The 12363-nt window shown below is 69.4% G+C and carries 12 protein-coding genes; 6 read left to right on the top strand and 6 right to left on the bottom strand.

Annotation, left to right across the window (positions count from 1 at the left end):
- Window positions 1–104: 104 nt before the first annotated feature.
- From gcvPB to ABZ297_RS31395, 3 genes are read right to left on the bottom strand one after another with little or no spacing between them, the layout of a single operon-like run.
- Entirely contained in the window at window positions 105–1655 is a 1551-nt protein-coding gene (gene gcvPB, locus ABZ297_RS31405; protein WP_355353535.1) for an aminomethyl-transferring glycine dehydrogenase subunit GcvPB, read from the bottom strand.
- Window positions 1652–2977 (bottom strand): aminomethyl-transferring glycine dehydrogenase subunit GcvPA, encoded by a 1326-nt coding sequence (gene gcvPA / locus ABZ297_RS31400; RefSeq protein WP_355353532.1) that lies wholly within the window; start codon window positions 2975–2977, stop codon window positions 1652–1654. Before gcvPA ends, gcvPB begins: the two co-directional genes overlap by 4 nt.
- A complete protein-coding gene (locus ABZ297_RS31395; RefSeq protein ID WP_355353529.1) occupies window positions 2974–4923 on the bottom strand; it encodes a beta-galactosidase in 1950 nt (649 codons plus the stop codon). Before ABZ297_RS31395 ends, gcvPA begins: the two co-directional genes overlap by 4 nt.
- Window positions 4924–5036: 113 nt before the next feature.
- Here ABZ297_RS31395 and ABZ297_RS31390 point away from each other — a divergent pair, with 113 nt between their 5' ends.
- The 6 genes from ABZ297_RS31390 to ABZ297_RS31365 all read left to right on the top strand — a co-directional run bounded on the left by ABZ297_RS31390 (window position 5037) and on the right by ABZ297_RS31365 (window position 11073).
- Window positions 5037–5681 (top strand): GntR family transcriptional regulator, encoded by a 645-nt coding sequence (locus ABZ297_RS31390; RefSeq protein WP_355353526.1) that lies wholly within the window; start codon window positions 5037–5039, stop codon window positions 5679–5681.
- A 60-nt stretch (window positions 5682–5741) separates the two neighbouring features.
- Window positions 5742–7211, top strand: a complete 1470-nt coding sequence (locus tag ABZ297_RS31385; protein WP_355353523.1) for a DUF234 domain-containing protein — start codon at window positions 5742–5744, stop codon at window positions 7209–7211.
- A 110-nt stretch (window positions 7212–7321) separates the two neighbouring features.
- Entirely contained in the window at window positions 7322–8287 is a 966-nt protein-coding gene (locus ABZ297_RS31380; protein ID WP_355353520.1) for a pirin family protein, read from the top strand.
- A 350-nt stretch (window positions 8288–8637) separates the two neighbouring features.
- Window positions 8638–9246 carry a hypothetical protein gene (locus ABZ297_RS31375; RefSeq protein ID WP_355353517.1) on the top strand — a complete coding sequence of 203 codons (609 nt, stop codon included), beginning with the start codon at window positions 8638–8640 and terminating at the stop codon, window positions 9244–9246.
- 310 nt (window positions 9247–9556) lie between these two features.
- Window positions 9557–9895, top strand: a complete 339-nt coding sequence (locus tag ABZ297_RS31370) for a helix-turn-helix transcriptional regulator (RefSeq protein ID WP_355353514.1) — start codon at window positions 9557–9559, stop codon at window positions 9893–9895.
- Complete coding sequence (locus tag ABZ297_RS31365) at window positions 9892–11073, top strand: MFS transporter (protein WP_355353511.1); 1182 nt, start codon at window positions 9892–9894, stop codon at window positions 11071–11073. Before ABZ297_RS31370 ends, ABZ297_RS31365 begins: the two co-directional genes overlap by 4 nt.
- 29 nt (window positions 11074–11102) lie before the next feature.
- Here the strand turns inward: ABZ297_RS31365 and ABZ297_RS31360 are convergent, their stop codons facing one another.
- From ABZ297_RS31360 to ABZ297_RS31350, 3 genes are all read right to left on the bottom strand, one after another.
- Entirely contained in the window at window positions 11103–11390 is a 288-nt protein-coding gene (locus ABZ297_RS31360) for a hypothetical protein (protein ID WP_355353508.1), read from the bottom strand.
- A gap of 74 nt (window positions 11391–11464) precedes the next feature.
- Window positions 11465–11995 carry a superoxide dismutase family protein gene (locus ABZ297_RS31355; RefSeq protein WP_355353505.1) on the bottom strand — a complete coding sequence of 177 codons (531 nt, stop codon included), beginning with the start codon at window positions 11993–11995 and terminating at the stop codon, window positions 11465–11467.
- Between the two features lie 83 nt (window positions 11996–12078).
- Window positions 12079–12354, bottom strand: a complete 276-nt coding sequence (locus ABZ297_RS31350; protein ID WP_355353502.1) for a 4a-hydroxytetrahydrobiopterin dehydratase — start codon at window positions 12352–12354, stop codon at window positions 12079–12081.
- Between the last annotated feature and the right edge of the window lie 9 nt (window positions 12355–12363).

Raw genomic sequence — 12363 nt, 5'->3', positions numbered from 1 at the left:
ATGCCCTTGAGCCCGGCGGCCCCGCCGAGCCCGGCCACCGGGTTGACGACCAGGCCCACGACCTCGCCGCGTGCCGCCACGGGTCGCGTGTCGGGGGTCATCGATCAGCCCCCGGCCGCGAGGTGCTTGCGGACGTAGGCGCGCCAGGTCGGCGCCCACTGCTTGGGGTCGTCGAGGGAGGTCGGGTCGATCTTGTGGATCGTCTGGTTGTAGGGGGCGCCCTTGACGAACTCCGGATCCCGCCGGGCCTCCTCGGCGACGTGCGCGAGGATGGCGGCGTACTCGTCGAGGTCCTCGCGGGAGTACGACTCGGTGGGCTCCAGCGTGAACGGCTCGGGCACGACGTACGGGTGGTGGCTGGTCCAGTAGTGGACCCCGAAGTCGGCCGCCCTGACGCCGATCTCCTCCGAGTGCACCCCGGTCTCCTCCGACAGTTCCTGCCAGGAGTAGCGCACCTGCTCGACCCGCCGCTTGTCCCACGGCGCCGACGCCCCGGGGATCTGCAGGATCCGGTGCATCAGGTAGTTGTTGTTGAGCACCGCCGTCTCCGCCACCTCGCGCAGCCCGTCGGCGCCGAGCGCCATGATCCACGCGTACGCGCGGACCACGTTGGGCGTGACCCCCAGGAACGGCCGGATCTTGCCGACCGACTTCTCCGGCGTCGCGAGCCCGTACGCCGACCCGTCGAACGTGACCACCGGCCCCGGCAGGAAGGGCGCGAGGTCGTCCGAGACGCCGCAGGCTCCGGCCGCCGGGCCACCGCAGGCGTGCGGCGTGGAGAAGGTCTTGTGCAGGTTGAAGTGGCACAGGTCGAACCCGGCGTCGCGGGCGCGGGTGATGCCGAGGATGCCGTTGGCGTTGGCCTGGTCGTAGCAGGCCAGGCCGCCGACCGAGTGGACGAGGTCGACGAACTCCCTGATGCGGGGGTTGAAGATCCCGGTGTCCTCCGGGTTGGTGATCATGAGCGCGGCGGTGCGGGGCCCGATGGCGGCCCGCAGCGCCTCGATGTCGGGGTAGCCGTCGGCGTCCGGCATCAGGGTGATCACGTCGTAGCCCGCGGTCTTGGCGCAGGCGGCGTTCGACGGGTGCGAGAACATCGTGGTGATGACCTGGTCGCGGTGCGTCTCGCCGCGGGAGGCGTGGTAGGCGCGGATCATCGCGATGTTGGCGTAGATGGCGGCCGAGCCCGACCCGGGCTGGAGCGACACCCGTGACATGCCGGAGATCTCCGCCAGCATCCGCTCCAGCCTCCAGTAGATCTCCAGGACGCCCTGCACGGTGTCCTCGTGCTGGAGCGGGTGGAGCTCGGCGATCGCGGCGGCGAACTGGTCGTTGACCTTGGGGCTGTACTTCATCGTGCAGGTCCCCTGGCCGACGTCGATGTTGAGGTCGACGCCGAGGTTCTCCTGCGACAGCCGCAGGTAGTGCCGCAGCACGTGCAGCTGCGACATCTCGGGCAGCGCGGGTGGCGTGGCCCGCCGGACGGAGTCGGGCAGCTCGACCCGCTCGGCGTCCGCCTGGGGGACGGCGAGGCCGCGGCGTCCCGGCTGCGACAGCTCGAAGATGATCGGCTCGTCCCAGCGCGCCTGGTGGAAGCGGCGCAGCGGCGGCTTCGGCGCGACGGGCAGTTCGGCGAAGGACTCTCCGGTGTTCACAGGACCTCCTCCACGGCTGCGGCGAGCCGGTCGATGTCGGCGATGGTGTGCCGCTCGGTCACGCAGACCAGCAGCGTGCGGTCGTCCAGGGGGACGCCGCCGTAGATGCCGCGCTCGCGCAGCGCGGCGAGCAGCGCGCCGGTCGAGGGCACCCGCACGGCGAACTCACGGAAGTGCACGGCGTCCGGGTGCAGGACGGTCACCGAGCGGGACAGCGCGTCCATGGCGTAGCGGGTGCGCGCCAGGATGGTCTCGCCGAGCTCGCGCATGCCCTGCGGGCCCATGAGCGCCAGGTAGACCCCGGCCGTGATGCCCCAGAGGGCGGCTGCGGTGCCGACCCACTCCTTGCCCTCCTCGCGCAGCGCGAACGAGGTCCGGTCGTAGTAGACGTCGCCGAAGCCGTACTCGCCGGGGACCGCCGTCGGCGCGATGCCGAACAGCCGCGACGGGAACTCGGCGACCAGCGGCTCGTGGTCCTGGGTGGCGATGTAGCCGGCGTGGCCGCCGCCGTAGCTCTGGTGCATGCCGAGCGACTGGATGTCGCCGCAGGCGATGTCGGCGCCGTAGGAGGCGGGCGGAGCGAGGACGCCGAGGGAGATCGGGTCCGCGCCGACGACGAGCAGCGCGCCGTGCGCGTGCGCCAGGTCCGCCAGCTCGCGTCCACGGGTCTCGACGACGCCGTAGACGTTCGGGGTCTCCAGGTAGACGGCGGCGTACGAGTCGTCGAGCCGGACCTCGCCCAGCTCGCCGTTCTCCGCCACGGGGACGGTCTCCAGGGTGATGTCGGGGGTGAGGAAGTCGCGCAGCTTGCTCAGCTTGTCGGCGCTGATCGCCGCGCTGACCAGGACCTTCGACCGCTTGGTGTACCGGCAGGCCATGCGCAGCGCGGTGCCGGCCGCCTGGAAGCCGTCGTAGGTCGGGACGTTCACCACGTCCATCTCCAGCAGCTCGCCCATCATGCTGACGTACTCGAACAGCGCCTGGAACCGGCCGTGGTCCTCGTACGGCTCGCCCGCGTAGGCGGTCAGGAACTCGCTCCTGGAGTTCACCTCGTCGCACACCGCCGGGACGTGGTGCGGGTAGCAGCCGTGACCGAGGAAGCTGAGCGCCTCCTCGGTGTCCTGGTTCTTGTCGAACAGCGACCTCATGTGGCGTACCAGGTCCCGCTCGGCCGGCAGCGGCTGCGGCAGGTCGAGCGGCCGGTCGAGGCGCAGGTCGGCGGGGATGTCGGCGTAGAAGTCCGCGACGCTCGACGCGCCGATGGCGGCGAGCATCTCGGCCCGCACGCCGGGAACGGCGTTGGGGATGTACGGGTGCGTCACTTGTCTCCTTCGATCCTGAGCACGACGGCGTCGCGGGGGGCCAGCTCGATGTCGCCGTGCAGGGCGGTCTCGGTGAGCAGGTCCGTCCCTGGCCGCGGCAGGGTGACCTGTTTGCGGGTGGTCGTGTGGTTGAGCAGGAAGAGGTGGCCGCCTCGCCGGACGGCTTCCACGCCCTCGGGGACGTCCACGTGGTCGAGGCCGCCGAGCGCGGGCTCCAGGACGGGGGTTACGTCGTCCAGCAGGCAGCTGACGTAGGTGACGTTGCCCCTGCGGGTGATCGCCGGACGGCCGTGCAGCTCGCCGCCCTCGTAGGACGCGACGGGCTCGGCGTCGACCAGGCGGATCCACTCGGCCCAGGTGCGGGCCGGGCCGGCGGTGGTGTCCTGGGTGACGCCGTCCTGGAGGGGCCAGAACTCGTCCACTTCGACACCGAGCAGCTCGCGGAGCGGGCCGGGGGCGCCGCCCTCGTGGACCTGGTCGGCGGCGTCCACCACGCCGGAGAACGGGCCGACGATCAGCTCGCCGTCGAACGCGGCGAGGGACTCGGCCTGCTCGTCCGTGCAGAGATAGAGGTTCGGGACGATCACCAGGCGGTAGCCGGACAGGTCGCGTCCGGGCGGGGCGAGGTCGACCGCGACGCCGCGCGCGTGCAGCGGCCGGTACCACGCGAGGAGCAGCTCCTTGAGCTTGAGACGGTTCGACGGCATGGACTCCGGGGCCTCCAGGCCCCACCAGCTCTCCCAGTCCAGGACGATCGCGACCTGCGCCTTCGTCTCCGCGCCCGCGAGCTCGCCCAGCTTCCGCAGGTCCCGGCCGAGGCGCAGGGTGTCCTGCCAGCCCCGGGTGGTGGTGCCGCCGTGCGGGAGGAGCGCCGAGTGGAACTTCTCCGGGCCGTACTTCGCCTGCCTCCACTGGAAGAACAGCACGCCGTCGGAGCCGTGCGCGAGCGCTTGCAGGCTGTGCAGCCGCATCATTCCCGGCGGCTTGGGGACGTTCACCTCACGCCAGGACACCGCCGACGGCGCGGACTCCAGCAGGAGCCACGGCTGCCGCTTGAGCGAGCGCATGAGGTCGTAGCTGAGCGCCACCGCGACGTGCGACTCGGGGTCGGCGGGGTCGGGGTAGGCGTCGTCGCTGACCACGTCCAGGGCCGCGGACCACTTCCAGTAGTCCAGACCGTGCAGGATGCTCATGAAGTTCGTGGTGATCGGGACGTCCGGGCTGATCTCCCGCAGCACGGCCTTCTCCGCCAGGAACAGCTCCAGCAGCGCGTCGCTGCAGAAGCGGCGCCAGTCGAGAAGCTGGGCGGGGTTGACGGGGCCGGGGGCCGTGCGCGGCGGCTCGATCTGGGCGAACGCGGTGTAGTGCTGCCCCCAGCAGGACGTCCCCCAGGCGGCGTTCAGCGCGTCGACGTCGCCGTAACGGGCCGCCAGCCACTCCCGGAAGTGCCGGGCGGACTCCGGGCAGAAGCACTCCAGCGTGTGGTCGGCGTACTCGTTGCCGACGTGCCACATCACCAGCGCCGGGTGGTTCTGGTACCGCGTGGCCATGGCCGTCGTCAACCGGACGAGGTGCTCGCGGAAGACGGGCGAGCTCGGGCAGTAGCCCTGGCGGGAGCCGAACTCCAGGCGGACGCCGTCCGCGTTGACCGGCATGACGTCCGGATGCTCGCGCACCAGCCACGGCGGCGGGGTGGCGGTCGCGGTGGCCAGGTCGGCGGCGACGCCGTGCGCGTGGAGCAGGTCGAGCACCCGGTCCAGCCAGCCGAAGTCGTACTCCCCCTGGCGAGGCTCCAGCCGCGACCAGGAGAAGACCGCGACGGTGGCCAGGTTGACGCCCGCCTCGGCCATGAGCCGCGCGTCCTCGGCCCACACCTCCTCAGGCCACTGCTCGGGGTTGTAGTCCCCGCCGAACAGCAGCCCCGGCACCCGGGTCAGCCCCACCATAATCTCCGATCTTCATGCCATGTGCTATTTTGTATTCAGAATTCATAGTGCAGTATTTTGCATCACGTCAAGCGTTAAACTTGGACCCGGGCCGGACGGAGCGAGGGAGCCTCATGCCGATCGAGCGGCGACCGCTACGCGAGCAGATCAGGGAAGAGCTGCTGAGACGGCTCGACCGGGGAGAGTTCACCGCGGGCACCGACGTCAACGAGGCCGCCCTCGCCGCCGAACTGGGCGTCAGCCGCACCCCGCTGCGCGAAGCCCTGATCACCCTGGCGGGCGAGGGCGTCCTGGAGAGCAACCAGGGCCGCGGCTTCACGTTCGCACCCGTCAGCCGCAAGGAGTTCAGGGAGCTCTGCGAGATCGTGGCGGCGCTGGAGGCGCTCGCCCTCGACAGCTCCGACCCCGCCCACCTCCAGCGAATCGCCCCCGACCTGCTCAGGATGGCCAACGACTTCCCCGACAGCGTCGCCGAGCAGCAGGTCATCGAACGTCATGACGACGAGTGGCACGACCTCCTGCTCAGCGGCTGCCAGAACGAGCGCCTGCTCGACCTCATCACCAGCGTCAAGGCGGGCATGCGCCGCTACGCCCACCTCCTGGCGGGCGACGACGCCCCCCTGGAGCGCGAGGCCGCCGAGCACAGCCGGGTCGCCGAGTTCCTGCTGACGGGCGACCTGAAGTCAGCGGCGGAGGCCCTGCGCCACAACTGGGTGAACGGCATGGAACGCATGCTCTCCCGCATCCCGGCCTCGTAGGCGAGATTTCTTAGGAGCCGAGTCCTTATAATCGCACTCCTAAAAGAGTGCGAGGCGGCGATGGACCTACCGAAGCCCGGCGACATGTTCGACCGGACCTGGGAGTGGGCGCAGCTCACCCGGTTCGTCTCGGACGAGCAGCCAGGAGCCACCCTTGGCGTCGTGTCGGGTCGCCGCCGCCAGGGGAAGACCTTCCTCCTGGAAGCGATGTGCGAGGCCACCGGCGGCTTCTACTACGCCGCGACGGAGGCGGTGCCGCAAGCCGAGTCCCTTCGCCAGCTCGGCGAGGCAGTCGGGCAGCACCTCGGGTCACCGGGAACGATCCGCTTCGCCGACTGGGGCGAGGCGATCGACGGGCTGCTCTCGCTGGGCGCGGACCGGCCCGTTCCCGTGGTCCTGGACGAGTTCCCCTACCTGGTCCGCGGCGCCCGGGAGCTGCCGTCGGTGATCCAGCGGGCGCTGTCGCCCCGGCGGAGGGAGCGCCACGAGTCCCGTGCGCGCATCCTGCTCTGCGGGTCGTCGATCTCGTTCATGGGCGGCCTGCTGATGGGCACGGCGCCGCTGCGCGGCCGGGCGTCCCTCGAGCTCATCGTGCCGACGTTCGACTTCCGGGCAGCCAGGGAGTTCTGGGGCCTGGACAACCCACGGCTGGCCGCCCTCGTCTACTTCGTCCTGGGAGGGACGCCCGCGTACAAGACGGAGTTCCTCCGCGGAGCCGCGCCCACGCGCGTCGAGGAGTTCGACGACTGGGTGGTCGACCATGTGCTCAACCCGGCCAGTCCGCTGTTCAGAGAGGTCAGAGCCCTGCTGGCCGAAGACCCGACGCTCACCGATACCGGCCTTTACCACACCGTGCTGGCCGCTGTCGCGGAGGGAAACCACACCAGGGGCGCCATCGCGAGCCGGATCGAACGCAAGGCGACGGACATCTCCCACCACCTGACCGTCCTCGCCGACGCCGGCCTGCTGACGGTCGAGCCGGACGCCTTCAGGAGCAACCGCTCGGCCTACCGCATCACCGAGCCCCTGGTCCGCTTCTACCACGCGATCATGAGGCCGTACTTCGCGCAGTTCGAGCAGGTACGTCCCGGTAGAACGGAGCGCCTGTGGGCCGCCTCCCAGCCCCGCTTCCGCAGCGCGGTGGCGGGCCCGGTCTTCGAGCACGTCTGCCGGACGTGGGCGCACGACCTCGCAGCTGAGGAGACCCTCGGAGGGCTGGCGGCCCGAGTACTGTCGGGAGTGGTCCACGACGGCGCCGCACGGACCCAGCACGAGGTCGATCTGGTCGCCCTCGACGCCGACGGGAAGCTGCTGTCCATCGGCGAGGTGAAGTGGGGCGACACGCTCGGCCTGGCTCATCTGGAGCGGATGGAGAAGATCGCCGCTCTGCTGGAGGCCGGCGGGCGACCGCCCAAGGTCATCACGCTCTTCAGTGGGGCGGGATTCATGCCCGCGCTCAAGGGCGCCGCGACGAGGAGCGGGGGGCGCGTCCAACTGGTCGATCTCGACAGGCTCTACTCAGGCGATTGACGGTTGACAGCTCTCCCGCGTCCGGCCTCATGAGCGGGTGTGCGACGAGGTGGAATAGTTGAAAAGTAAACTTGGTTGTGTCGAGCAGATTCCGCAGGAAGGAGCCCGACATGCCCGCCGTCACCGTAGAGAACCTGCTGACCCTGCCCCGCCTCCCCGAGCCGGTGGCCGGAGCGCAGGAGCGGAAGGTGCTCACTGTCGAGACCGCCCCCAGCGGGTTCGAGGGCGAGGGCTTCCCCGTCCGCAAGGCGCTCGCCACGATCAAGCCGTCCTACCTGGACCCGTTCGTGATGATGGACCAGATGGGCGAGGTCGACTACGCCGCCGGTGAGCCGAAGGGCACCCCGTGGCACCCGCACCGCGGCTTCGAGACCGTCACCTACATGATCGACGGCGTGATGGACCACCTCGACTCCAACGGCGGCGGCGGCACGATCACCAACGGCGACACCCAGTGGATGACCGCCGGGTCGGGCATCCTGCACAAGGAGGCGCCGCCGGAGTGGCTCGTGCAGAAGGGCGGGCTGTTCCACGGCATCCAGCTCTGGGTGAACCTCCCCGGCGCCAAGAAGATGAGCGCGCCCAAGTACCAGGACATCGGCAGCGCCAGCGTCGTCCTGCTCAGCAGCCACGACGGTGGGGCGCTGGTGCGGCTCATCGCGGGCGACCTGGCGGGGAACGTCGGCCCCGGCAGCACCCAGACGCCGATCACGTTGCTGCACGCCACCATCAGTCCCGGCGCGCGGCTCACGGTGCCGTGGCGCAAGGACTTCAACGCGCTCGCCTACGCGCTGTCGGGACGCGGGACCGTCGGCACCGAGCAGCGTCCGTTCCAGAGCGGGCAGCTCGCGGTGTTCGACGGCTTCGGCAACCGCCCCGGGCTGGCGACCGACGGTGAGAGCATCACGATCTCGGCGAAGGACACGCTGGAGGTGATCATCCTGGGCGGCGAGCCGATCGGCGAGCCGGTCGCGCACTACGGGCCGTTCGTCATGAACACCCGCGCCGAACTGCTGCAGGCGTTCGAGGACTATCAGGCGGGCCGCCTGGGCACCATCCCCGCCGAACACGCCTGACGGCCTGGGACTCCCGTAGCTACGGCGGGCCGCCACTCTGGGGTTCGGCGGCTTGCGGGAACGAGCGTTACCAGCAGGTAACAGCGGTGCGGGGTCAACTGCCCACGGCCCTCCGCGCCTCAAACGACCTTGAAAAAGTGGAACCCCCGGGCCCGCGGGCCGGGGGTTCAGTCGTGCAGTGACTACATGGGTTACTTCTGGCCCCGCTTAGGAACGAGTCCCGGCCCTTGATCACCGGGGATTGGTCCCAGTGAGAATTGGCCCCACCCCGCTCGGCCCAGGGGTCGGGTCAGTCTCCGGCCTTGGTGTGGGTCTATCGGGCCAGCTAGCTGATCACTACAATCACCGAAATGTCTGACTGGCTGACCGTGTCCATCGACGCCAAGGACGGGGCAACCCTGCGTGGTCGAGCCCATTTCATCAGTTTCGAGGTGTGCCACATCCCACACGAGCCGATTTTTCCAGTGCAGCTCGCCGTGGATGCGTGGGAGCGGATGAAGAGCGGCTTGCCGCACCTGAACGGCGAACGCTGGCACGTCAGCGACGATGAGGCTAGCGCGATCGCGGTGGGAATGGAATTGCGGGACGAGTTCGCGGCCTTGTGGTCGATGCTGATGGGCAAGCAGGTCCCGGTTAGTGCGGCGGAGTATGCGCTCCTGCGGAGCGACTTCAACGAGCACCGCCGCGTCATCGAGCGGCAGTACGGTGTCCGGCTGAGCGGCAGCCTTACCGGGGTCGCGGGCGGGGGCGGCACCGCCGGGACTGTGCCGGACCGGGCGGCGTTCCGGGAGCGCACCGCCGCAATGATCACCCAGTACGCGATGGACGGTCCGCACAACGTCCCGGAACCGGACGAGGACGATGGCGACCCGGACGGGTATCCGGTCGAGGGCCGCCGGTCGGTGAGGTGGCCTCAACGGGGGTGGCTGGTTCCGGGGGTGATCAGGCCGGTTTCGTAGGCGGTGACCACGGCTTGGGCGCGGCTGGACAGGTGGAGTTTGGTCATGAGGCGGCCCAGGTGGGATTCCTCGCTGAAGGCGATCTACCCAGGATCTCCTGCGCTCGTCACGCCGGGCCTCTCGGGGTTCTCGTAGTTTTGGCCGTGGATCCAACGAAGTGGTGCCTGACCTGTGTTTATGGAAAGACGGTACTGACCTGCGGCGTCTCCACAGCAGGCCGGGCGGGTCAGGCTGGTGGACCAACTTGATCGTTCGAGAATTCTCGCACTATCATTGTGCGGGAATAGTCGCACGATGAAGGGTGGTTCCGATGGCGCCGTCACGGGTGTACGAGCATCCTGAGGCTGATGAGATCGCGATCCCGCGGGTGCTGTTCGCGTTGAGCGAGCCGCTGCGGTTGTCGATGGTGCAGCTGCTCGCGGAGCGCGGTGAGGTGGACAGCATCGAGCTTGGACCGGACCTGCCACGGTCGACACTCACACATCACACCAGCCTCCTGCGCGAATCCGGGGTGGTGTTCGTCCGCGCCGAAGGACGCAAGTGCATGATCCAGCTGCGCCGCGATGACCTGGAGGCGCGGTTCCCTGGCCTGATCAACACGGTCCTCAACGGGTATCAGGAAGCCGCTCCTGCGAAGGAGGACGCATGATCCGCCGCGTCTGGCCGCTTGTCGCGGCCGCGATCGCGCTGGGTATCGATGCCTATGTTCTCGCCGGGGTGCTGCCCTCGATCGCTGATTCGCTTGCCACGACGGTCGCGGCGGTTGGCCTGGGTGTGACAGCCTTCACTGCGGCATACGCTCTGGCGGGGCCGTTGCTGTCAGGAATGCTGATCCGTGGGAGTACCGCTAGGGCGCTGCTGATCGCGCTGGGTGTGTTCAATCTCGGCAACCTCATCACCGTGGTTTCGCCGGGGACCGAGGTGTTTCTCGCCTCGCGGGTGATTGCGGGCGCCGGGGCTGGCGTGCTCACCGCGGTGGCAACCGCGGCTGCCGCCGCCATGGTCGCCGACCATGAACGGGGTCGCGCCATGGCCATGGTGACCTTCGGGCTGTCCACCGGAACAGTCGCTGGAGTGCCGGTCGGGATGCTCATCGGCAACCAGCTGAATTGGCGATGGACAATGGCCCTGGTCGTCGCTGTTGGTCTTCTCAGCATGGTCGCTCTGGCTGTCAAGGCGCGCACAATCCCGTCGCTGCCCGCTTCGCGTGGTCCTGCCTTCGCGGTGCTGCGGTCGTCGAAGACTCTCATCGGGGTCGCTGCTGCGTTTCTCCTCGGTGTGGCCAGTCTCGGGCTCTACACCTACCTGCTGCCCATGGCCGAGGCCCGAGGGCTTCAGGACTGGGGCTTCGCGCTGGTGTGGGCTTGGGGTATCGGTGGAGTCGCCGGCTCCGCCCTGGTCGGCAGGCCTCTTGACGCATTCGGGCCCCGCACTCTGCTCATCGCTCTGCCCGCAGTGCTACTGGGGGGCTTCGCCGCTATCTGGGTCTTCACCGCCCCGGCAGTGTGGCTCATCGCGGCGGCGTTGTGGGGGGCGACAGGATGGACGAGCGTCCCTACCCTGCAGCAAGCCCTGACCGGAGACCGGCCCGAGCAGGCGATGCCGATCGTCGCGTTCCAGATGGCCGCGATGTATCTCGGTTCCGCCGCGGGAGCTGCCGCAGGCAGCAGCCTGCTCGCTAACGGCGCCGATCCGGGCGACCTGTCCGCATGGGCGCTGACGCCTGCAGCTCTGGCGTTGCTACTCACCGGGTGGCTCAGCATCGGTACGCTCCGTGTTCATGCTCGGCACCGCGTCCTTCGTCTCGCGTGCGAGGCCGCAGACTAGACGATTGAGTCCAAGGGGTCTGGCCACGTTCAGTGGTCATAGGCGATCAGGGATCGTTTGATCGGCTGGCCGGTCTTGTCGTTGTGCCAGATCGCGGTGGTCAGCGCGAGGATCCGGATCAGGACGCGAATGACGACGCCCGCTGGGGTGCGTGCACGATGGCGTTCCAGGGCGAGCTGTCCTTTAAGGGTTTGGTTGATCGATTCGATGGTCTGCCGTAACGGTTTGAACAGCTGCGCTCCGGCCCGTTCGGGCTCACCTTTGCGGGCCGGACGTAGCTGCGCGCCCTGCCAGGTGGGAAGATCGTCCGACGGCACCGACGTGAGCGACAACTAGCGCCCAGGCGGGCCGCAGGAACGAATCGGCCGGCCCGGATGCGGGCGTGGCGGCTTCAGTGGAGGTTGAGGCAGGCGACGCGCGCCCCCGCCTCGCCTGCGTTGGGGCCGGTGCGCTGGGTGGGGCCGGCGTGGATGACCAGGGAGCGCGGCAGGTGTGACCGGTCGAAGACCCACTCGTTGCGCGCGGTGGCGCGGCCGGAGCCGGAGTCGTCGGTGGTGACGTCGAGCCAGACCTCGCTGGCCGCGTTGGCCTGGCCGTGCTGATGCTGGTAGTGGGGGCCGGCGGCCTCGGGCTTGAGGCCGCACGCGTTGGCGTGCAGGTGCGCCCCGTACGAGTGGGCCGGCAGGAAGCCCTCGACGACCATGGACGTCAGCGTGCCCCCGTCGACCTCCTCGGCCGTGAGACTGACCTGGGCGCCCTCGGGGACCAGCTTGCTGTCGTAGACGATCGCGGACTTGTCGCCGGGGGCGAGCTGGCCGCTGCCCGAGAAGACGACCCTTTTGGTGGGCGCCACGTCGGGGACGGCGGGAGCGGTGGCGCAGCTCGCCGTCAGCAGGACGAGCAGCAGTGCGGGCAGACGCATGAGACCCCCAGAGCGGTGACTTCCGCGAGCGACGGTGCGGCCGGCTCGCGGGCAGGCAACCACTCTAGCGAGTAACCGCGCGACTACGCGCCGTGTCGGCCCGCGATGTCGTCGATCAGAGCCGCCAGCTGGAAGTCGAGCTCCGTCAGGCCGCCCTTGTCGTGCGTGGTGAGCGCCAGGTGCAGCTTCCGCCAGCGGATGTCGATGTCGGGATGGTGGTTGAGCTCTTCGGCCTTGACGGCGATCTCGTCCACGATCCGGATGGCCGTGGGAAAGTCGGGCGCGGCGACCGTGCGGCGGATCTCGTCGCCCTCGCGCCGCCAGTGCGGCAGCTCGGCGAGCTTGCTCTTGACGTCCATGAGGCCAAC

Source organism: Nonomuraea sp. NPDC005983, from assembly GCF_040614375.1.
Lineage (GTDB): Bacteria > Actinomycetota > Actinomycetes > Streptosporangiales > Streptosporangiaceae > Nonomuraea.
This window is presented reverse-complemented; position numbering and strand designations above follow the sequence as displayed.

Excerpts from the sequence above, each read along its gene's own strand:
- ABZ297_RS31380 (WP_355353520.1), top strand. The coding sequence starts at position 7,322 with ATGCCCGCCGTCACCGTAGAGAACCTGCTGACCCTGCCCCGCCTCCCC.
- ABZ297_RS31375 (WP_355353517.1), top strand. The coding sequence starts at position 8,638 with ATGTCTGACTGGCTGACCGTGTCCATCGACGCCAAGGACGGGGCAACC.
- ABZ297_RS31395 (WP_355353529.1), bottom strand. The coding sequence starts at position 4,923 with ATGGTGGGGCTGACCCGGGTGCCGGGGCTGCTGTTCGGCGGGGACTAC.
- ABZ297_RS31355 (WP_355353505.1), bottom strand. The coding sequence starts at position 11,995 with ATGCGTCTGCCCGCACTGCTGCTCGTCCTGCTGACGGCGAGCTGCGCC.
- ABZ297_RS31350 (WP_355353502.1), bottom strand. The coding sequence starts at position 12,354 with ATGGACGTCAAGAGCAAGCTCGCCGAGCTGCCGCACTGGCGGCGCGAG.
- ABZ297_RS31390 (WP_355353526.1), top strand. The coding sequence starts at position 5,037 with ATGCCGATCGAGCGGCGACCGCTACGCGAGCAGATCAGGGAAGAGCTG.
- ABZ297_RS31365 (WP_355353511.1), top strand. The coding sequence starts at position 9,892 with ATGATCCGCCGCGTCTGGCCGCTTGTCGCGGCCGCGATCGCGCTGGGT.
- ABZ297_RS31385 (WP_355353523.1), top strand. The coding sequence starts at position 5,742 with ATGGACCTACCGAAGCCCGGCGACATGTTCGACCGGACCTGGGAGTGG.
- ABZ297_RS31370 (WP_355353514.1), top strand. The coding sequence starts at position 9,557 with ATGGCGCCGTCACGGGTGTACGAGCATCCTGAGGCTGATGAGATCGCG.